The following is a 22576-nucleotide window of genomic DNA, read 5'->3' as shown; positions in this document are numbered from 1 at the left end:
TATTTAATTATGAACGGTAGTCTGCATTAATTTTTACATAATCAAATGTAAGGTCACAGCCCCATGCCGTTGCGTTGACATCACCCTGCTTTACATCAGCTATAGCCGTTACAGGATTCTGCGAAAGAATCTTTGTTGCCTCTTCTTCACTATAATCAGTTGCCTTGCCATTTTCAACTATCTTTAACTTTCCAGCACTGCTCTCAAAGTAAATATCAACTTTTTCAGGTTCAAAATCTGCTCCGGAATATCCCATTGCACAAAGAATTCTGCCCCAGTTGGCATCATGTCCAAAAATAGCTGCCTTTGTCAGACTTGAGGTAACAATTGATTTTGCAAGTGTTCTTGCCTGTTGTCTTTCTTTTGCATTAATTACTTTTACTTCAAAAAGACAGGTACAACCTTCACCATCTCCTGCTATCATCTTTGAAAGCTCTGTAAGTATATATGAAAGTGCTTTAAAATATTCATCGTACTCAGGTGTATTTTCCTTTATACATTCATTTTCTGCCATTCCGTTTGCCATTACAAGAACAGTATCATTAGTTGATGTATCGCCATCAACGGAAATCATGTTAAATGAATCATCTACTATTGCACTTGTCATCTTCTGAAGTGCACTCTTTTCGATATTTGCATCACTTGTGATAAAACAAAGCATTGTTGCCATATTAGGATGAATCATTCCCGCACCCTTGCACATGCCGCCTACTGTAACTTTCTTTCCTTTTATGTCAACTGTCACGGCAACCTGCTTAGATCTTGTATCGGTTGTCATAATTGCCTCTGCAGCCTGTGTTCCCGCTTCCTGTGTATCAGCAAGCACTGATGGAAGTGCATTGATTCCCGCTACCATTGTATCCATAGGAAGCTGCATTCCGATTACACCTGTTGATGCAACAAGCACAGAATTTTCAGGAATCCCAAGTGCCTTAGATACTGCCTGTGCTTCCCTAAGGCATGCATTGTCGCCCTCCTCGCCTGTGCAGGCATTGGCAACACCACTGTTAATAACAACAGCCTGTGAATATTTACTGTTATATACAATATTTTTATCCCACTTTACAGGAGCTGCAAATACTTTATTTGTTGTAAATGTACCTGCTGTAACACATGGTTTTTCAGAAAAAATCATTGCCATGTCTTTTTTTGTCTTGTTTTTGATTCCGGCATTCATACCTGCCGCCTTAAATCCTTTTGCGGCTGTAACGCCACCCTGTATAATTTCCATATTGATTAATCTCCTCACGCTGAATTTATTACGGTGTATTTATATTGTGTGATTTATTTTTCGTTGCTGTCCGGTTAATCCCACAAAATATCTACTATTATGGGAACATCGGTGCAAGCTGCAGTCCTTCATTTTCAGGAAGTCCGAATAAAAGATTCATATTCTGTACCGCCTGACCTGCAGCACCTTTAACAAGGTTATCCAAAGCACCCATCATAATGAGTCTGTGTGTTCTAGGCTCTACCTTATATCCTATATCGACAAAATTGCTTCCCTCAACCCATCGTGTCTCAGGACATACACCTTTATCCAGAACTCTCACAAAATACTCATCTTTATAATATTTATCGTATACAGCCTTTACATCATCATCTGTTACATCTTTTTTAAGATTTGCATATGCTGTTACAAGAATTCCTCTGTTCATAGGAACGAGATGCGGTGTAAATATAAGCTTTAAATCATCTCTTCCGCATGCATATCCGAGCTGTTCTTCAATCTCAGGTGTATGTCTGTGTGTTCCGACACCATATGCTTTCATGCTCTCGTTTACTTCACAGAAAAGATTGGCAACCTTTGCACCTCTTCCCGCACCTGAAGTTCCACTCTTTGCATCAATTATAATTGTATCAGGGTCAATAAGTCCTTCCTTTACCATAGGATAAAGTGTAAGGATTGAAGTAGTTGTATAACATCCAGGGTTAGCAACTATTCTTGTATCCTTTGTAATCTTGTCCCTGTTAATCTCACAGAGTCCATAAACCGCTTCATCTATGTACTGGGGAGCTTTATGCTCGATTTTATACCATTTTTCATAAATATTTACATCTTTGAGTCTGAAATCAGCACTCAAGTCAATTATCTTTACCTTATTTAATATGTCATCATTAACAAGTGATGCACATAATCCCTGTGGAGTTGCTGTAAATATTACATCAACCTCATTGGCAAGTTCTTCCATATTATCATCCATGCAGACATCATCTACAAGCTGAAACATATTTCTGTATACATCTGCATACTTCTGGTCGATATAACTTCTCGAACCAAACCATACAATCTTTACATCCTTATGTCCAAGCAATAATCTTACAATCTCATTTCCGGCATATCCTGTCGCTCCGATAATTCCTACTTTTATCATATACTTCCTCCAATCGCATCTGCATGCATTTTGTGTATGTTTTTTATTATAGCAACTTTTTTTCTTATGTAAAGTCTTATTTGCATATTTTTTATATTTATGCATGAATTATGTATTTTATTCACATTTTTCTGCATAAAAATAATTTTGCCTATTGCTTTTTTATTATGATTGGATTATTATAAAACACATGAGATTCACAACACGAGGAGAACAGATTTCTGTCGTATATTTATAAATGCGGCATTATTTTCCCCGCAATAATAAGGAGGATTTATTTATGAAAGAAAAAGTTGTTTTAGCTTATTCCGGCGGTCTTGATACTACTGCTATTATCCCATGGTTAAAGGAGAATTTCGATTACGATGTTATCTGCGTATGTGCAGACTGCGGACAGGGCGAAGAACTTGATGGACTTGAAGAACGTGCTATTTCATGCGGTGCTTCTAAGTTATATATTGAAGATATTACAGATGAATTCTGTGACGAATATATTGTTCCTTGTGTAAAGGCACATGCTGTATATGAGAACAAATATCTTCTTGGTACATCAATGGCAAGACCTCTTATTGCTAAGAAGCTTGTTGAAATTGCACGTAAAGAAGGAGCTGTTGCTATCTGCCACGGTGCTACAGGTAAAGGTAATGACCAGATTCGTTTTGAACTTGCAATCAAAGCACTTGCTCCTGATATTAAGATTATTGCTCCTTGGAGAAATGATAAATGGGGTCTTGATTCCCGTGAAGCCGAGATTGAATATTGCAGACAGCACGGCATACATCTTCCATTCTCTGTAGATACAAGCTATAGCCGTGACCGTAACTTATGGCATATCAGCCATGAAGGTCTTGAACTTGAGGATCCAGCTAACGAGCCTAATTACAAACATCTTCTTGTTCTTGGCAATCGTCCTGAAGATGCACCTGATGAAGCTGAATATGTAACAATGACATTTGAAAAAGGTGTTCCTACATCAGTCAACGGCAAACAGATGAAAGTATCTGATATTATCCGTGAACTTAACAGACTCGGTGCAAAACATGGCATCGGCATTATCGATATCGTAGAAAACCGTGTTGTAGGCATGAAATCACGTGGCGTTTATGAAACTCCCGGCGGAACAATTCTCTACGAAGCACATCAGCAGCTTGAAGAATTAATTCTCGATAGAGATACAACAGCGTTAAAACTTGATATGGGCAATAAATTTGCACAGATTGTATACGAAGGAAAATGGTTCACACCTCTGCGTGAAGCTGTTCAGGCTTTCGTTGATAAAACTCAGGAATATGTAACAGGTGAAGTTAAATTCAAGCTTTACAAGGGCAATATCATCAAAGCAGGTACAACTTCTCCATATTCACTCTACAACGAATCAATCGCTTCATTCAAGACAGGTGACCTCTATGACCACCATGACGCAGAAGGATTCATTAATCTTTTCGGTCTTTCATTAAAGGTTCGTGCTATGAAGCAGGAAGAAGTTAAGAAAAACAATAATACAAAGTAAAATAACAAAAATTAATTTTGTACATAGCAAAAAAGAGCTGGTCGCTTTAACGATTGAAAATCGTAAAGCCACCAGCCCCTTTTTTATTTTATTCTTTCTATTTTTCAGTTAAATTAATACAACCCCCCCAATCTTTACAATGAGCAACACAAAGCCATAACTATGAGAAACACGCTCCGCGAGTTTCTCAAGTTATCGCGGCAGTCGCCAAGGTCTCGTGCAAGCACGGACTTTGGCTCGTTACACGCGTAAATTATATAACAACAAGCCGCAAAACATTATCTGTCCTGCGGCTTGTTGTTATGTATGTGTTATACAATTTTTTATTTAATTATTCATGAAATTGAATTATTCATAAAGAGGATACTTGTCTGTAAGTCCCTTAACAAGTTCCATAGCCTTTGCCTGATTCTTTTCAACATCATCAACAAGAAGAGCGATTGCTTCTGCAACAACGTCCATATCTTCTGTATTGAATCCTCTTGTTGTTACTGCTGCTGTACCAAGACGGATACCGCTTGTAACGAAAGGCGAAGCAGGATCGTTAGGAATTGTATTCTTGTTACATGTGATGTTTGCAGCATCAAGAAGCTTCTCAACTTCCTTACCTGTAACACCCTTATTAATAAGATTTACAAGCATAAGGTGATTGTCTGTTCCTCCTGAAACAATATCAAAACCTCTGTTCATAAGACCTTTGCAAAGTGCATCTGCATTATCAACAATATTCTTTGCATATACCTTGAAACTTGGATCTAATGCTTCTTTTAAGCATACAGCCTTACCAGCAATTACATGCATAAGAGGGCCACCCTGTATACCAGGGAATACTGACTTATTGAACTTGAACTTATCTGCGTTTTCGGCTGAACTTAAAATCATGCCGCCTCTTGGTCCGCGAAGTGTCTTATGTGTTGTTGTTGTAACAACATCAGCATAAGGAATCGGGCTTGGATGCATACCACCTGCAACAAGACCTGCGATATGAGCCATATCAACCATAAGATAAGCACCAACTTCATCACAGATTTCTCTGAACTTCTTGAAATCGATTGTTCTTGCATATGCACTTGCACCTGCAATAATCATCTTAGGCTTACATTCTTTTGCAATTCTTAACACTTCATCATAATCTATAAAACCTTCAGAAGTTACACCATAAGGAACAATGTGGAAATATTTACCTGAAATATTAACAGGTGAACCGTGTGAAAGATGTCCGCCGCAGTCAAGGCTCATACCCATAACTGTGTCGCCCGGCTCTACCATTGCAAAGAATGCTGCAAGGTTAGCCTGTGCACCTGAGTGTGGCTGAACGTTTGCATACTCACAGCCAAAGAGCTTTTTAGCTCTCTCAATGGCAAGAGTCTCAACAACATCCACATATTCGCATCCGCCATAGTAACGTTTTCCCGGATAACCCTCTGCATATTTATTCGTAAGCGGGCTTCCCATAGCTGCCATAACGGCCTTACTTACAAGGTTTTCTGATGCAATAAGCTCAATGTGTGTTCTCTGTCTTGTGAGTTCGTCCTCCATAGCTTTCGCTACTTCAGGGTCGTAATTTAAAACTTCATCAAATGAATACATTGTGCAACCTCCGTATAATTATTAATTTTTTGTATATTCTATTATAATATAATCAAATCTTAAACAAGTCAATAGCATTTGCCAAAGCTGATGAATTCTGGTTAAGATTCTGTGCTGCCTCATTAAGTGCTTCAACCTGCTGAAGCTGACGGTTAGCTGTTTCTGTTACCTCTTCTGATGCCGCAGCAGTCTCCTGTGACACAGCTGAAATACTCTGAATTGCATCTATTGTCTGTGCCTTTGCATCCGCTATTGTATCAATACCGTTTGTAATTTCATCAAGATTACTTATGAGTTCTGTAAACTGTTCCTGAATCTTGTCAAATACATGCTCAGCATTCTGAAGCGATTCGCCCTGTATTTCAACAACATCTTCTGCTTTCTTTGCAATATTGACTGTATCATTAGTCTTTGCATTAATATCATCAACAATCTTACGGATTTCATTTACAGAATCCACAGACTGTTCTGCAAGCTTTCTGATTTCATCAGCAACTACAGCAAAGCCTCTTCCTGCTTCACCGGCTCTTGCAGCTTCTATTGAAGCATTGAGAGACAAAAGATTAGTCTGCTCTGCAATTTCATTAATTGCACCAATAATATGTGCAATTGACTTTGATGAATCTTTAAGTTTTGTAATTTCTTCGATAACCTGATTTGTTATCTGAACTGTACTTTCCGCATTGCCTTTAAGTTCCTGTATTGATGTCATTCCGCTTTCAACGATTTTTGATGTATCATCTGCAATGCGTGCAATCTTGTCTGAATTATCAGATACAAGATTAATCTTATCTGAAAGATTATCCATCTGTCTTAAACAATCCTCAGAATCTTCTGCCTGTTGGACAACACCATGTTCAATTTCCTGAATTGCAACAGTAATCTTTTGTGTATCATCAAGAAGCTGCTGTGCATTCTGTGCAACGGTTTCAACGGAATTATCAACCATGCCCGATATATTCTTTGTCTGTTCAATAAGACTCTTTACGTTGCTAATCATGCCGTTTGTACTCTTTCCGAGTATTGCAAATTCATCATGCCCCTTAACATCAACATTTATTGTAAGGTCACCAGCCGCAGCTTTTTCAAGCCTATCCATAATATGCTTGATTGCCTTGATAATATTTGTAGAAAGGAAACCGGCAATTATAATTGCAATTATAATTGATGCAATAACAACACCTACAGAAACATATTTTATTGTATTTGCCTGTGCAAGAATTGTACTCTGAGGAATCATTGCACATACCATAAATCCGTCATCTGTCACGCTATATACGAAAAGCTGGCGTTTCCCGTTATATTTAACAAACTTGCTTCCGCTCTTTTCCTCACCATTAACAGCTGTCTCATAAAACTCTTTGTCAGATATATACTTTGCATTACTGTCTGCATTATCCGTTGCACCTATCTCACCGCCATCCGGAGCAATAAGAAGTACCATGCTGTTCTTACCAAGATCAATATCTTTAAGTGTATCTGATACATAATCTGTCTTTAAATCATAGAATATGTAACCTACACCCTTTCCTGAATTACCGGAAAGCTGACGTCCAAAGCTTACAGAATAATCTTTTGCACCCTTTTGGTCGATGTAATCTCTTGATGTAAACCATGCTGATTTATTTTTATCAATTGTCTGTCCCTCTGATGCTGCCTTAACACTGTTATACTCACCAGTAGGATCCATTGATGTGGCACTTGTAAAAATATTCTTTCCGTTTTTACCAATTACATATACCGCCTTTACAGCCTTATTTCCAAGTGCTGTAGATGACAGATTAGTATTAAGATTATCATAAACATTTTTCTCATTAAGCGGGTCTGATGCAAGCGAACCTGAATAATACGATCTAACATCGGCATTATTAGCAAAATCATTTGCAAGTGCCTTAATATTAGAAAACATCAAAGTATAATAATCTGCTGTTTTCTGTATCGTTGACACTGAAGTTTCCATGAAGCTTGACTTTATGGCATTTGCTGCTGTCTCATACGAAACCACACCAAGAAGCACTATAAGAAGTACCGGAATTATAAATGCACTAATAAGCTTAAACTTTATGGATATTCCATTTTTAAAGCCAGCCGAAAGCTTGAATTTTCCAAGATTTTTCATTAAATCTTCTGTTTTTTTGCTTTCTGTTTTTGCTTTTTTGTTATTCTTGTTTTTTCTCTTCTTTTTCCTGCCGCCAGAAGTTTTATTATCTTCTTCAGACTGCAAATCATTTTCTGCAAATAAATCCTGCATGACATCGTTACTGTCAGCAGTTAAATCATTACTACTGTCTTCTGTTAAATCATCCTGCAAAATATCATCATCAATATTATCTTCTGGTTCAGAAGATTGAGATGATTCAGACTCATCTGACTGAACATCTTCAGATATAACATCATCGCTAACATTTACATCATTACCTGACTCATCATACTGTTCAACAGCGGTCTCTGCGTCAATCACGTCGATGTCATTGTTGTAATTCTCATTAGCTGTTTCTTCTGATGATACGTCTGTTATTAAATTTTCGCTTTCCTGATTTTTTTCTTCAAAATCTCCCATACACGTATACCTCTTTCTAATGCTCTTTCCTTTTGCAACAGCAACACAGCACTTTTAGTATCTCTTTTTATTTATCGTCTTCTTCAACATCTATATTTATTGAAAGTTCCCTTAACTGTTTCTCATCAACCACATCAGGTGCATTTGTAAGAAGACATGATGCATCTTTAACCTTTGGAAATGCTATTACATCACGGATGCTGTCTCTCTTTGCCATAATCATTACAAGTCTGTCAAGACCATATGCAAGACCTGCGTGTGGTGGTACACCATACTTGAACGCATCAAGAAGGAATCCGAACTTTTCATATGCCGCTTCATTTGTAAACCCAAGTGCATTAAACATTCTCTGCTGTACATCTGCCTGATGAATTCTTACTGAACCACCACCGATTTCTGTACCGTTAAGTACAATATCATATGCCTTTGCACGTACTGCACCAGGGTTAGTCTCAAGCATATCAAGATCTTCATCCATAGGCATTGTAAACGGATGATGCATTGCCACAAATCTGTTCTCTTCATCAGACCATTCAAACTGAGGAAATTCTGTTACCCATAAGAATCTGAATTCATTCTTGTCAAGAAGTCCAAGCTGGTCTGCAAGTTCAACTCTGAGTGCACCAAGAACATTCCATACAATCTTATTCTTATCTGCCGCAAAGAGAAGTAAATCACCATTTTCTCCATCCATTGCCTTGATAAGTGACTGCATTTCTTCTTCTGTCATAAACTTCGCAAATGATGATTTAACTGTTCCATCTTCATGAATAGCAATATAGGCAAGTCCTTTTGCACCATAACCCTTTGCAAAATCAACAAGTGCATCAATCTTTTTACGAGGCATTGCACCCTGACCCTTAACATTAATACCACGTACTGAGCCACCATTTTCAATAGCACCTGTAAATACTCCGAATCCACAGTTTTTAACTATATCTGTAACATTTTTAAGCTCCATGCCAAATCTCAAATCAGGCTTATCTGAACCGAATCTGTCCATGGCCTCCTGCCATGTCATTCTCTGGATTGGAAGCTTAACTTCAACTCCAAGAACCTCTTTAAAAAGATGTGCAAGAAGTCTTTCATTTACATCAATAACATCATCTACATCAACAAAAGAAAGCTCCATATCTATCTGTGTAAATTCAGGCTGTCTGTCTGCACGTAAATCCTCATCACGGAAACATCTTGCAATCTGCATATATCTGTCATAACCTGAACACATGAGCATCTGCTTAAAAAGCTGTGGTGACTGCGGAAGTGCATAGAACTTACCAGGATGAATACGGCTAGGTACAAGATAATCTCTTGCTCCTTCCGGTGTACTCTTTGTAAGCATTGGTGTCTCTATCTCAAGGAATCCTTCATTGGCAAGGAATGCTCTTGTAAGCGTGGCAACCTTGCTTCTCATAATAATATTTGACTGGATATCAGGTCTTCTTAAATCCAGACATCTGTACTTTAATCTCAAATCTTCCTTCGTATTGATATTAGCTTCGATTGGAAATGGTGGTGTCTCTGATTCTGAAAGAATTCGGAGCTGTGATGCAACAACTTCTATATCACCTGTTTTAAGATTTTCATTTACTGCACCTGAACGCTTCTCAACCTTTCCGACTACAGCTATAACATATTCATTTCTAAGTGTATATGCTTTATCAAATCCTTCTTTTCCAACTGAATTTTCATCAAATACAATCTGCAAAAGGCCGCTTCTGTCCCTCAAATCCACAAATATAAGCGAGCCAAGATTTCTTCTTGTCTGAACCCAGCCCATAACTGTTACAGTCTCGCCTACATTGGCAGCTGATACCTCCGTACATCTATGTGTTCTTTTTAAGCCTACCATTGCTTCAGCCATTACTAACTTTCCTCCTGTAAATAACATAATTATTATTTATTATAACATGTTATTTAATTATAACATATTATTGTCAAAAAATATTCTTTTTCTTTCAATCATTTCATCAATTCTTGAAATATAGCTTGTCAGGTCTTTTACATTCTCGACACGCTCTATCCGCGGACTCGGTTGGTCCGCATCAAATACCGCTTTTGTTGATGCACCTGCACCCATGGCTATTATTGTCTGTTTTTCCTCCATAATAAGAATATTATAAATACATTCTTTTCCAGGAACAGAATAACCTACATTTTCAAGATTTCCTGCCATATTTTTCTGACGATACATATAATATGGCATACAGCCGATATCACCGGCATACTTTTGTGCAAGACTCACAGTTTCATCACTGTTTTCAAACTTCAGGTTTTCATATTTTTCACGCCATATATTGAGTGCGGCTGCCCTCTTTATCGCAAGCGAATGAACAGTCAGACTCTCCGGCTTTAACTCTTTTATTTTGTCAAGTGTATACCGCAGTTCATTAATTCCTTCACCCGGAAGTCCAAGAATAATATCCATATTAATATTATCAAAGCCAACGCTTCTTGCAAGTTTAAATGCTTCCTCAACCTGCGTGGCACTATGTCTTCTTCCGATAATTTCAAGAGTCTTGTCATTCATCGTCTGCGGATTTATAGAAATCCTGTCAACACCATGTTTTTTTAACACTTCAAGCTTCTGTACCGTCACACTGTCAGGTCTTCCCGCCTCTACAGTCAGCTCCTTTACGGTACTCATGTCAAAGTCTGCTTCAAGCTCATTAAGCAGCCTGTCAAGCTGTTCAGGTTCAAGAGTGGTCGGCGTTCCGCCTCCAAAATATACTGTATCAAGACGTCTGCCTTTCATTCTGTCCGCAACAAATCTCATTTCTTTGACAAGTGCATCAAGATACAAATCAACTTTGGACCTGTTAGCTGCAAGTGAATACGATGTAAATGAACAATACAGGCATGTTGTCGGGCAAAACGGAATTCCTATGTAAATACTGTAACCATTTGTATAATCAATGTCTTCAAGAATCTTTTTCTCTGTCTTTGCGACCTGCATTGCAAGTTCTGCTTTATCATGAGACACAAAATGCTTTTCTTCAAATTCTGACATGATCTCCTCATCAGAATTACCAGCTTCTAACATTGAATATGCAATTTTACTTGGTCTTACACCTGTAAGATATCCCCAGGGAAGATTTTTTCCCGTATCACCCTGAAGCTTTAAATACAGATTTTTCTTAAATCTGTCATGTGCCTCTTTCTTTGAAACACCTTCACACATTGAAGTATCTGCATATATAACCGTATCCTCATCCGTAAGCCGGGAGTCGTCTTTTAGAAGCGATGTCTGCATTCTAGGATAAAACGACTTTATAAGCACTTGTGCATCATCATAAAAATCAGAATTCCGCAAATCTACATAAATCATATTTTTCTCATTTCTGTTATTAATTTTTATATTGCAGCCAGACAGATATTTTACTGGCAATATGGATTATATTTCTTTTCATGGGCAATTGATGTGCTCTCACCATGCCCCGGAAATACAACTGTATCATCAGGCAGTAAAAACAATTTATCTTTTATGCTTGAAACAATATCTGAAAAACTTCCCGTTGCAAAATCTGTCCTTCCAACTGATTCAGCAAACAAAGTATCACCTGAAAAAAGCACAGATGCATCTTTAACATAATATGACACACCGCCTGATGTATGTCCCGGCGTATGGATTACTTCTATATCTATTCCGGCTGGATTAATATGTTGTTTATCTTTAATCCAGACATCTGCCTCAAGTGTTATCTTAGCTCCCATATGAGCCGAAAGATTCTTGTATGCATCTGCCAGAAGTTCCTTTTCATGCTCACCCGCGTACACTTTTATTCCATATTTAACGGCAAGCTGCCTTGCTGCACCTATATGGTCATAATGGCCATGAGTTATAAGTATTGCACATGGATGACATTTATTTTTTTCAATCAAAGCACTAATCTGTGGCTCATTGCCAGCCGGGTCAATTATAACTGCTTCGTCTGTATCTTTGTTTATCAGAAGATAACAGTTTGTTGAAACTCCCGGTATTACAGTATAATCCATTTTTATATTCATATTATTTCTCCAGTTTTTAATCAGCCTGCTGTTCTTGCTACATCTGTAACGCCTTCGATATTTCTAAGCTTTTCTACAAGCCTGTTAAGCTCATCTTTTCCATGTATGTCAAATCCAAGATTAATTGTTGCAATACCTTTCTTATTAACACGGCTGTTCATAAATTTAACATCTATGTTAGCTTCTGTAAATATTCTTGATATATCTACAATAAGTCCGGTTCTGTTACCTGCAAAAATATTAATCTCAGTGCTGTATTTATCAGCAGATGAATCAACCTGCTCCCATTCAGCCTCAATGAGACGTTCTCTCTCATTTTCAGGAAAATTAATAACATTTACACAATCTGTACGATGTATTGTAACACCTCTTCCTCTTGTTACAAATCCGACAATCTCATCGCCCGGCACCGGATTGCAGCACTTTGAAAATCTTACAGCTACATCATGTATGCCTTTGACTACTATACCGCCACGTGTTTTTTTATATTTATCTTTATTCTTTGCTTCCTGCTGTACAATGCCTTCCAGTACATCATTGTCAGTAACTTCGGCTTTCTTGCGTTTTTCATTTTCCTCAACAAGCTTATTGACAACCTGACCTTCCTTTAATCCGCCATGTCCGACAGATGCCAGAAGTGAATTCCAGTCTTTAAAGCCATACTTGTTAAGTGTCTTTTCCTGATTTTCAGGTTTCATAATATCAGAAAGAACAATGCCTTTTGTCTTACAGTAATTAGTTATAAGCTCCTTGCCCTTTAAAATATTATCTTCTTTTAACTCCTGCTTAAACCATTGATTAATCTTGTTTCTTGCCTGCGTGCTCTTGACAATATTAAGCCAGTCACGGCTCGGTCCTTTTGAATTCTGCGATGTGATAATCTCAACTCTGTCACCACTCTTTAATTCATAATCTATGGTTACAAGTTTGCCGTTGACTCTTGCACCTACCATCTTATTGCCGACTGCACTGTGAATGCTGTATGCAAAATCAACAGGGCATGAACCGGCCGGAAGATTCTTGACATCACCTGTAGGTGTAAAACAATATATATTATCTGAAAAAAGATTCAAATCACTCTTAATAGAAGAAAGAAATTCTTTGTTATCAGACATCTCTGTCTGCCATTCAAGCATCTGGCGAAGCCAGCTAAGCTTTGCCTCTTCATTGGAAGGTGCACCGCTCTTGCCTTCTTTATATTTCCAGTGTGCCGCAATACCATACTCAGCAGTTCTGTGCATCTCATAAGTACGAATCTGCACCTCAAACGGCTGTCCGTTAGAAGCAATCAATGTTGTATGAAGCGACTGATACATATTAGGCTTAGGCATTGCTATATAATCCTTGAAACGTCCCGGGATTGGCTTATACATCTCATGTATTACACCGAGTGCGGCATAACAGTCCTTTACTGTGTCAACCTTGATTCTTACGGCAAAAATATCATAAATCTGGTCAAGTGTCTTATTCTGGTTGACCATCTTTCTGTAAATAGAAAAGAAGTGCTTTACTCTTCCGTCAATCTCTGCCTCAATTCCGGCATTGCTTATGTGCATTCCGACTTCTTTTATAATACTCTTGATAAATGCTTCCCTGCCGGGTCTGTTGAGATTTACCTGCTCAACAAGATCGTTGTATACATCAGGCATAAGATATTTCATTGAAAGGTCGTCAAGTTCAACCTTAATCTTTGAAATACCGAGCCTGTGTGCAATAGGAGCGTATATTTCCATAGTCTCTCTTGACTTTTCAATCTGCTTAGCCGGTGACTGGTATTGCATTGTTCTCATATTGTGAAGTCTATCGGCAAGCTTTATCATAATTACACGAATATCTTTTGCCATAGCAAGAAACATCTTACGAAGATTCTCTGCCTGGACTTCTATTTTATCATGCTCATAGTTGAGCTGTGTAAGCTTTGTAACACCATCAACAAGAAGTGCAACTTCAGAGCCGAATTCTTTTTCTACATCTTCACTTGTCATAACTGTATCTTCAACTACATCATGCAGAAGACCCGCTATAATCGACTCCTTATCAAGCTCAAGTTCTGCAAGTATAATTGCAACACAAAGAGGATGAATTATATATGGCTCACCCGACTTTCTCTTCTGTCCTTCATGTGCCTTGTAAGCGACCTTATATGCTTTCTCAATATCAGATAAATCCGATGACGGATGATATTTTTTAATCTCTGTGATTAAATCCTGATAAAGCACCTCCGGGCTTGTGAAATCCGCAGGAGTATCCACCGGTCTCTCAACTTCTTTTGTTTTAATATTCTTATCCTGTTCAAGTACAATCTTTTCCGGCATACCATTACCTCCGCTTCATCATCAGCTCCAGCTGTGTCTCTTTCTAGTTTTAATATTAATTATATATTCTACCATCTGAAAATACAAGTAGTCAATTACTGTATAATCCCTTGTTTTTCACGAAAACTGAGCATTATACATACTGTAATAGAACTGTTTTTTATCAAGCAGTTCCTGATGTGTTCCCTGCTCTACAATATTGCCGTCTTTTACCACAAGAATCCTGTCTGCATTCTGTATTGTAGACAGTCTGTGTGCAATGACAAAGCATGTTTTATTTTTCATAAGTTTGACCATTGCACCGGATATATCCGCCTCTGTTACTATATCAACATTTGACGTCGCCTCATCAAGTATGAGCATTGACGAATCAAGAAGCATTGCTCTCGCAATCGTAAGTAGTTGTTTCTGTCCTTTTGAAATATTTGTTGCATTTTCAGTAAGCACAGTATCATAACCATCAGGCAGACTTTCAATATATCTGTGAATCTTTGCTGCTTTAGCTGCTTCTATAACCTGCTGCCTTGTAGCATTTTCATTACCATATGCAATATTTTCGTACACCGTTCCGTTAAACAGCCATGTATCCTGTAAAACCATTGCAAAAGATTTCCTTAAATCCGACATTTTATAATCCCTGTAGTTTTTATCATCAATGCTTATCTTGCCGCTGGCAATATCATAAAAACGCATAAGAAGATTAATTATTGTTGTCTTTCCGGCTCCTGTTTCACCTACTATTGCTATTACCTGTCCGGGTTTTGCTGACAGACTTATATCTTTAAGTATTATCTTATCTCTTACATACCCAAAGCTTACATTATCAAAATCAACTTTTCCTTCTACATTACTAAGGCTGACTGCATCAGGCTTATCTACAGGTTCTTTCGGTTCATCAATAAGCCTGAACACCCTTTCTGCCGCTGCAATTGCAGACTGGAATTCATTCAGTACATTTGCTGCCTCATTGATAGGACCTGAAAATTTTCTCGAATAAAGTACAAACGAAGAAATATCACCAATTGAAATCTTAGCTCCAATGTATAATACAGCACCAAAGACAGATATGCATGCAAGCGAAAGATTATTAACAAAATTAACACACGGACCTGTCATGCTTCCGAAATACTCTGCCTCATAATAACATTTTACGGCATCATCATTATTTTCTTTGAACTTGTTAATAGTATTTTCTTCCCTGTGATATGCTTTTATTGTCTTATGCCCGCCTATCATCTCTTCAACAAATCCGTTGAGACGTCCAAGTGCTGCTGAACGCTCCCGAAACAATGGTCTTGTTTTTCCTGTAATAAACTTTGTTATAAGAAATGACAAAGGTATTGTTACAACAAATATAAGTATCAGCATCGGAGATATCGAAAGCATCATAAAGAACGAGCCGACAACCGTTATAACACTCGTGAGTATCTGCACAAGGTCAGTTGAAAGCGATGTATTTACTGTATCTATATCATAAGAAATTCTGCTTAATATCTCACCCGTCTGATGTTTATCAAAATATGATACCGGAAGTTTCATAAGGCTGTCATAGACATCTTTTCTCATCTGGTAAACACATTTCTGTGTTATATGTATCATAAGGACAGAAAGTATATAAGACATTACTGAAGATGCAATATAAAATATTGCCATCAGAATACAGTAATGCGTGACTTTTTTAAAATCCACCTGACCGGTACCGGTTATTGCATCAATCGCCTGACCTGAAAGCTTTGGTCCGATAAGTGCAAAAACATTACCCGCAATTGATAAAAATAACGCTGCTGCCATGAGATATTTATATCTCATAAGGTATTTTGACAGTCTCAAAATAGTACCCTTTTTATTGATACTTCTGCTGTTTTTATATATCTCTTCCGCACTTGTTCCCTTTGCAATCTTTGGTCCCATACGGAACATATCTGCACCTGTTTTTGCCATGATAACACTTTCTCCTTTACTGTGTTATTCCGCTCTGAAGACTGCTTATTCTTGCATAAATTGCACATGTTTTAAGAAGCTTATCATGATTTCCGCATGCTGCAATCCTGCCTTCATCTATAACAATTATCTTATCACAGTCAAGCACTGAACTTACTCTTTGTGCAACTATAATTGTAGTTGTGTTTTTTCCCATTTCATCAATATTTTTTCGTATTGCTGCATCAGTCTTGTAATCCAGTGCACTTGAAGAATCATCAAGCACAAGAATCTCAGGATTTCCCGCAATCGCACGCGAAATTAACATTCTCTGTTTCTGTCCACCACTAAGGTTATTTCCTCTTATTGCAAGAAATGAATCGTATCCTTCATCCATCTGGCTTATATGTGAATCAATACATGATGCTTTTGCTGCTTTTTTCATATTCTCGTCAGTTATATTTCTTCCAAGTTTTATATTTTCCGAAACACTGTCTTCAAATATAATGTCATTCTGAAATACAGCACCGAATTTCTCACGCAGAACACCCACATCATAATCACGAATATCTTTTCCATCAATGAATATCTTTCCTGATGAGACATCATAAAATCTCATTAAAAGATTGATAATTGTTGTCTTTCCAGAGCCTGTTGCACCAATAATTCCAAGCTTCTGGCCTTTTTCCAGTGAAAATGAAATATCAGAAAGGTTATCAACATTTCCATTATATGAGAAACTCACATTATCAAAAACAATATACGGAAGGCTCTCATCACAGCTTTTATTATCATTAGTATCCTGATTCTTAATGTCAGACCGGGCTTGTAATATTTCTTCTATTCTTTCGGCAGACGAACCGGCTCTTGAAAACATAACGAAAAGACGTGTTATTGAAAGCATGGCATTAAGGATTATTGTAAAATATGTAAGAAATGCAATAATTTTACCAGGTGCTGTAAGTCCGGCATTTACACGGACTGCCCCAACAAATATAATCATTACCCAGCCAACATTAAGAAGGAAATTCATAACCGGATTGGTAAGTGCCATTGTTATACCCGCTTTTTTCTCCTTTTCAACAACATCCAGATTGATATTTTCAAATCTCTCACGCTCATAATCACCTTTTGAAAGTGCCTTGATAACTCGTATTCCTGTAATACTTTCACGCACACGGCCTATCATGACATCACTTGCCTTCTGATGCGTGTTATAAAGAGGAATGCCTTTTTTAGCAACATATATGACTACTATTGCAAGAAATGGAAGTGTTGATGCAAGTATTGCCGAGAGCACCGGATCAAGTGTCATAGTAACAATAATCCCGCCAATAAGAAGAATCGGTGCACGCACACCCATTCTCTGCATAGAATTCATAATCTGATGAATATTATATGTATCACTTGTCATTCGTGATATAAGTGTGCTCTGAGAGAAGTTGTCAACCTGTCCGCACGAAAGATTCATAATTGCCGTAAATGTATCATTTCTTAAAACACGCATTGAATCTCTCGCAACTGATGAAGCCATTCTGTTTGCTGTCACATTGCCGAGTACCGCAATAAATGCACAGACAACCATGACAAGTCCCCACTGTACAACTCTCGCAATATCTGCCTCAGGCACAACTTCATCAATAATATATGCAAGTATCCACGGAAGCAGCAGATCCATTACTGTTCCGGAAAATTTAACCATAAACCCCACTACCATGCGTGGGAAGTGGGGTTTCATATATCTGAATATTAAATTCATACTTCGGCGTATGTTCTTTCCATAAATTCTCTTGTTGCGACAGCATTTTCAGGCACCGTATTTTCAAGCGTACAGTGAACATATGGCTTGTATTCTTTTATCTTCTTTAAGAGAAGCGGATAATTAAGGCTTCCTGTTCCGGCAGCAATAGACTTTAACTCATTGCCCTCAACGACATAATCCTTGCAGTGGACTACAGCTATATCATCTCCGAGAAGTTCAAATGCCTTTTCAATAATCTCATCCTGTTTATCGATATTATCAACACAAAGAAGATTTACAGGGTCAAATATAATCTGAAGATTAGGTGAATCAATAGCATCCAGAACTTTTCTTGCTCTCTCAACTGTGTATACAATATGCTTCCACACCGGTTCAATTGCAAATATAACACCAAACTGCTCTGCATATTTTACTATAGGTCTCAGATTTTCTATAAATGTCTCAAGTGCTTCCTCAGAATGATTTGCCGGTTCGTACTTGTATTCTTCGTTAACGGCACCAGTCTCTGTTCCAACAACTCCACAGCCTAAAATACTTGCAAATCTTATATGTGCCTTGTATTTTTCTACTATCTTTTTATGCTGCTCCGGATTAGGGTTGCATAAATTAAGATAACAGCCAAGCACAGCCACATCAACTTTATTTTCAGCACACAATTCCTTGATATACATTGCAAGTCCGGGTGTCATTGTGCTTATCTCCGGCTTAAATTCCTTAATTGACTTGCTTAGTGCTATATGCATGCAATGAAATCCCTGATTATGTATATTTGGAATCAGTTCATCAAGCGGTGCATATTTTACATCATGAGCTCTTATACCTATTCTCATATTATCCTCCATTCCGGCACATATAGTGCATTACCATATAATCAATATTTTAATATTACTACGGTTTTTTGGTCTTTGCAAGACATGGCGGATTAATACAATCCATTTTCTGACAATGCCTTGTAATATGTAATAACAGGGATAAAACTCTGAGCAAATCCCTTTGTGCTTGCACCGGCACATATCACTGCATCATCAACAATTTTCTTGACACCGTTTGTCGTTGCTGCCTTTGAATCAATTGTTTTGTCGAATGTCTTTATTCCTGGTTTAAGATACTTCACATCTCCTGTGAGCTCATAAGCTATTGCAAGAGATTCAAGCAAAAGCGTATTATTACCAAGTCTCTGCAGACTCGGAAGTTCTTTATAATAAAATACTCCACATCCAAGCATACAGTTTTCAATAAGATCATCAACAGCACGGATTATCATATCTTTGATATCTTCACGCGGAAATACTCTGTAATATCTCATAACACTGCCAATCGCAACAGAAATCATAAATCCTACACGTATTGTTGTATTGTCTGTATATGGTGCAAGCCAGTAGCCATATTCTTCTTCCCATTTCTTAAAGCTGTCAACGATCCATTCACATTTGTCAATCCACTTTGATTCACCAGTCTCAACATATAATGCCGTCAGTGCTCTTAGTGCCCAGCCTGTTTCTCTTGCATTTGCCTCACCCGGAACAGCATACATTGGTGTATCAAGAAGCTTTAATATATTATTTCCAATTCCAACAGCCGTAGTTAATGCTCTTTCGTCGCCTGTAAAATGATAATAATCAATAAGACCTTCAACCCACTCATGCGAACACACCATAATACCATTCTTGCAATGTCCTGCCGTATGTTCCCACTGACCGCCGATTCGTAACGGATTATCACTGTAATGGCACACATCTACATCCATCTGATGCTCTGTTGAAACAAGAAGATAGTCAAGGAAACGTCTCACACCGGTTCTTGCATACTCCAACGCACATGAATGTGGATAATCATATTCATTATTACTCCACACTGTCTTTCCGTTGCCTCTTCCCTGCTGTGTATAATTAGAATCCCATGTATCGCCCCAGTTAAGCATGCCATAACATCTTGCATGTTCGTCAGCTCTTCCTATAAGAAACATCTCAACATCATCATTTAACTTATCAGGGAAAATATCCGGCATAACTCCGGCATTTTTAAACATCTCAGGAGAAATATATGGTCTGTCAGGCATCTGGTAAATAAGACTTCTGTTATCAATTTCAAGAATCTTCTCATCCGCAGCATGAAAATGCATAAGCACTTTCTGTGTTCTTGCCATTCCCGGCTGCATGATAACCTTGTCTTCTCCCTCAGGAACAAGCATAACAGCAATACCTTCACTGTCTGACTTTACAGCCTTTGGGTAATTTTGCTGTGCCTGATATACAGTTATACAGAGTCCGCCTTTAGCATCTGTCCTGTCAGCAAAAAATGTACCATATAAAACTTCCGCAAAATGCTCATTTGCCTCTTTCATAAGATAATGTGCATCTACATGACGGTTTACTTCTTCTCCATTTTTTCCTATATAAAAATCTGTCCTATAATTAGAACTTCCCACCATTGTCCTTACATCCAAAACAGGTGCTTTCTCATCAAAAAGTTCAAGTTCATGCGTTCCCCTTGTATGAAAAACAGGTCCGGTACAGCTGGTATTATCTGTCATTATATCGCCACATCCTGTAGAATCCGGCTTCTCATCAAAATTCATAGGTTTCATAATATCACTAAGGCGGCTTGAAGAATCAGCTTTTGCATAAAATACAAGTGATGCTATATCAAGTTCTTCCATGCTTGTGTTTATAATTCTGTATGAAAGTTCAACCCACGGTTTTCCGGCATATGCATTAATTCTTATCTCAAACTCTATCTTTTTATCTTTATCTTTTGATACATTTACGCCTTTTGTACACAAAGACACACACACCTGACCGCACTCTATTATATTCCATTCTTCAAGTTCTATATCATAACTTGTTCCATCAGCTTCTTTAAGATATGGGCCGGCAAAATTTTCATTTGTATATATCTTATTCCCATCATTAACTTCCTTAAAAATGTATGAGGCATAATCTTCAACCTTAAACTTTAACGCACCCGTATCAACTTCTATTCCTGTACTACTCTCAGTACATAAAATGTCCGGATTATCATTGACATCTTTACAATCAAGTTCACAATATACTTTTGTGCCCTTATTTGCCGGCAGATCAGCCATAAACCTTACAAAAAGATATCTTATTGATGTGTCATCATATCTTGATGTAACCTTTGCCTGTGTAGGAACCGGTTTTCCATCCTGCATAACGCATACATTATCTTTAGAATATATTTTTCCTTTTTCTACCGGAATACATATTGTACACGGTTCTGCAATCCTTGGATATCTGTAAAGTTTGTCAAAATTAATCTCTATCATAATGCTGTCTTCCTTTCATGTAAAAGTCTTATTTATGTTGTTATTATTTTAACATATATTCTGTATTTTTCCACTGAACTATAGATATTTATATATATTTTTACAGATTTTTAAACCTATTCAACATACTTTTTTTCTGTTATAATATGTAGTGCTAATTAACGTAAGATTGGAGACTGATCATAATGAACTATGCAGAAATCAAATATTGTGATGTAGCCAATGGTCCGGGAGTACGCACATCTCTTTTTGTAAGCGGATGCAGCCATCACTGTCCCGGATGTTTCAATGAAATCGCATGGGATTTTAATTATGGGAAACCATTTACACAGGATACAATTGATTCTATTATCGAATCTTTGAAACCGGATTATATACAGGGGCTTACACTTCTTGGCGGTGAACCATTTGAATACAGTAACCAGAAAGGTCTTCTTCCTCTTGTAAGACAGGTACGTGAAGTCCTGCCACAAAAAGATATATGGTGTTTTACCGGGTTTTTATTTGATAAAGATATCATAGAAAACATGTGTAAAAGGTGGAAAGAAACCAATGAACTGCTAAGTTATATTGATGTTCTTGTTGACGGACGCTTTGTTGAAGAGCTTAAAAATCTCAATCTCAAATTCAAAGGCTCTGAAAACCAGCGTACAATCCTTGTAAACGAATCATTGAAAAGCGGCAATGTCATTTTATATGACTTTGATAAATAAACCTTTATTATTTTTAAGAATGGAGACTATTAAAATGAAACAGACTGTAAGATTAAAAAAGTTAAGAGAAAATGCCATTATTCCAGCTTATGGAACTGAGTTTGCCGCTGGTGCCGACCTTTATGCATGCATGGATAAAGATATAACTATAAATCCCGGCTGCACCGAATTTATACACACAGGAATTGCACTTGAGATTCCAACAGGCCTTGTCGGTCTTATTTATGCAAGAAGTGGAATGGCTTGTAAACGTGGACTTGCTCCGGCAAATAAAGTAGGGGTAATTGATTCCGATTACCGTGGTGAAATCATGGTTGCTTTATATAATCACTCTAGCGAAGCCGTTACTGTATCAAAAGGTGAACGTATCGCACAGCTTGTACTTGCACCTTTTATAACTGCCGATTTTACAGAAGCTGATTCATTAGAAGATTCTGTCCGCGGCGAAGGCGGTTTTGGTTCTACAGGAACACACTAATCCACAAAACAAATAAAAAACATACAAAAATCCACAGACCATAAACATCTTCGTTTATG

Annotated in this window: 15 protein-coding genes; 3 read left to right on the top strand and 12 right to left on the bottom strand. The window is 37.7% G+C overall.

Annotated elements, in window-relative coordinates; translation table 11 throughout:
• Positions 1–7: 7 nt before the first annotated feature.
• Together argJ and argC are read right to left on the bottom strand one after the other, a co-directional pair.
• Positions 8–1231 (bottom strand): bifunctional glutamate N-acetyltransferase/amino-acid acetyltransferase ArgJ, encoded by a 1224-nt coding sequence (gene argJ, locus H8S01_RS05880; protein WP_186836516.1) that lies wholly within the window; start codon positions 1229–1231, stop codon positions 8–10.
• 97 nt (positions 1232–1328) lie between these two features.
• Entirely contained in the window at positions 1329–2375 is a 1047-nt protein-coding gene (gene argC, locus H8S01_RS05875) for an N-acetyl-gamma-glutamyl-phosphate reductase (protein ID WP_186836515.1), read from the bottom strand.
• Between the two features lie 280 nt (positions 2376–2655).
• Between argC and H8S01_RS05870 the strand changes: the two genes are divergently transcribed.
• Positions 2656–3885 (top strand): argininosuccinate synthase, encoded by a 1230-nt coding sequence (locus H8S01_RS05870; RefSeq protein ID WP_021867249.1) that lies wholly within the window; start codon positions 2656–2658, stop codon positions 3883–3885.
• Between the two features lie 348 nt (positions 3886–4233).
• Here the strand turns inward: H8S01_RS05870 and glyA are convergent, their stop codons facing one another.
• From glyA to H8S01_RS05820, 10 genes are all read right to left on the bottom strand, one after another.
• A complete protein-coding gene (gene glyA, locus H8S01_RS05865; RefSeq protein WP_021867248.1) occupies positions 4234–5475 on the bottom strand; it encodes a serine hydroxymethyltransferase in 1242 nt (413 codons plus the stop codon).
• Positions 5476–5527: 52 nt separating this feature from the next.
• Positions 5528–8035 carry a methyl-accepting chemotaxis protein gene (locus tag H8S01_RS05860; RefSeq protein WP_186836514.1) on the bottom strand — a complete coding sequence of 836 codons (2508 nt, stop codon included), beginning with the start codon at positions 8033–8035 and terminating at the stop codon, positions 5528–5530.
• A 67-nt stretch (positions 8036–8102) separates the two neighbouring features.
• Positions 8103–9899 carry an aspartate--tRNA ligase gene (gene aspS / locus H8S01_RS05855; protein WP_021867246.1) on the bottom strand — a complete coding sequence of 599 codons (1797 nt, stop codon included), beginning with the start codon at positions 9897–9899 and terminating at the stop codon, positions 8103–8105.
• A 57-nt stretch (positions 9900–9956) separates the two neighbouring features.
• Complete coding sequence (gene hemZ, locus H8S01_RS05850) at positions 9957–11363, bottom strand: coproporphyrinogen dehydrogenase HemZ (RefSeq protein ID WP_186836513.1); 1407 nt, start codon at positions 11361–11363, stop codon at positions 9957–9959.
• Between the two features lie 50 nt (positions 11364–11413).
• The gene (locus H8S01_RS05845; protein ID WP_021867244.1) at positions 11414–12043 is read right to left on the bottom strand and encodes an MBL fold metallo-hydrolase; all 630 of its coding nucleotides are present in this window, start codon (positions 12041–12043) and stop codon (positions 11414–11416) included.
• Between the two features lie 20 nt (positions 12044–12063).
• Entirely contained in the window at positions 12064–14358 is a 2295-nt protein-coding gene (locus H8S01_RS05840) for a RelA/SpoT family protein (protein ID WP_186836512.1), read from the bottom strand.
• Between the two features lie 117 nt (positions 14359–14475).
• On the bottom strand, positions 14476–16299 hold the full coding sequence (locus H8S01_RS05835) for an ABC transporter ATP-binding protein (protein WP_243204226.1): 1824 nt from the start codon (positions 16297–16299) through the stop codon (positions 14476–14478).
• Positions 16300–16315: 16 nt separating this feature from the next.
• Positions 16316–17980, bottom strand: coding sequence for an ABC transporter ATP-binding protein (locus tag H8S01_RS05830; protein WP_243204225.1), 1665 nt, complete (start codon positions 17978–17980; stop codon positions 16316–16318).
• 53 nt (positions 17981–18033) lie between these two features.
• The gene (locus H8S01_RS05825) at positions 18034–18870 is read right to left on the bottom strand and encodes a sugar phosphate isomerase/epimerase family protein (protein ID WP_021867240.1); all 837 of its coding nucleotides are present in this window, start codon (positions 18868–18870) and stop codon (positions 18034–18036) included.
• 92 nt (positions 18871–18962) lie between these two features.
• Complete coding sequence (locus tag H8S01_RS05820; RefSeq protein ID WP_021867239.1) at positions 18963–21326, bottom strand: beta-L-arabinofuranosidase domain-containing protein; 2364 nt, start codon at positions 21324–21326, stop codon at positions 18963–18965.
• 185 nt (positions 21327–21511) lie between these two features.
• On the opposite strand from H8S01_RS05820, the gene nrdG reads away from it, so the two are divergent.
• Positions 21512–22039, top strand: coding sequence for an anaerobic ribonucleoside-triphosphate reductase activating protein (nrdG, locus tag H8S01_RS05815; RefSeq protein WP_186836510.1), 528 nt, complete (start codon positions 21512–21514; stop codon positions 22037–22039).
• Between the two features lie 34 nt (positions 22040–22073).
• On the top strand, positions 22074–22517 hold the full coding sequence (gene dut, locus H8S01_RS05810; protein ID WP_186836509.1) for a dUTP diphosphatase: 444 nt from the start codon (positions 22074–22076) through the stop codon (positions 22515–22517).
• Positions 22518–22576: the final 59 nt, after the last annotated feature.

Origin of the sequence: Lachnospira hominis (ex Liu et al. 2021) (assembly GCF_014287955.1) — a bacterium.
GTDB lineage: Bacteria > Bacillota > Clostridia > Lachnospirales > Lachnospiraceae > Lachnospira > Lachnospira hominis.
This window is presented reverse-complemented; position numbering and strand designations above follow the sequence as displayed.